This is a genomic window from Staphylococcus sp. HMSC62A08 (genome assembly GCF_001839105.1).
Taxonomy (GTDB): domain Bacteria; phylum Bacillota; class Bacilli; order Staphylococcales; family Staphylococcaceae; genus Staphylococcus; species Staphylococcus caprae.
In genome coordinates this window covers 1-302 of record NZ_KV840041.1, presented here as the reverse complement: position 1 = coordinate 302, position 302 = coordinate 1, and the positions used below count along the sequence as shown (strand labels likewise).

The 302-nt window shown below is 40.7% G+C and carries 1 protein-coding gene; it reads right to left on the bottom strand.

Annotated features, from left to right (window positions below; genetic code table 11):
- Positions 1-302, bottom strand: a 302-nt coding sequence (locus HMPREF3264_RS10390; RefSeq protein ID WP_141764485.1) for an HsdM family class I SAM-dependent methyltransferase, incomplete at both ends; no start/stop codon positions are given.

Here is a 302-nt window from a genome sequence, read left to right as displayed (position 1 = left end):
CAGCACTCCAATTCGCACTGTATGGTGGATTTGCGACTACAGCATCAAATTGTTCACCTTTATGTGCTGGATCTTCTAATGTATCACCATTTTCAATTTGGAAGGCTTTGAAATTCACATCGTGAAGTAACATATTCATGCGTGCTAAGTTATAGGTTGTGCTATTGTACTCTTGACCGTAGTAATTACGTACTTTAGCTTCTCGACCCACACGTAAAAGTAATGACCCAGACCCACATGTCGGGTCATACACACTTCTTAAGTCTTCTTTCCCATCTGTAACAATCTTTGCGAGTATCGTC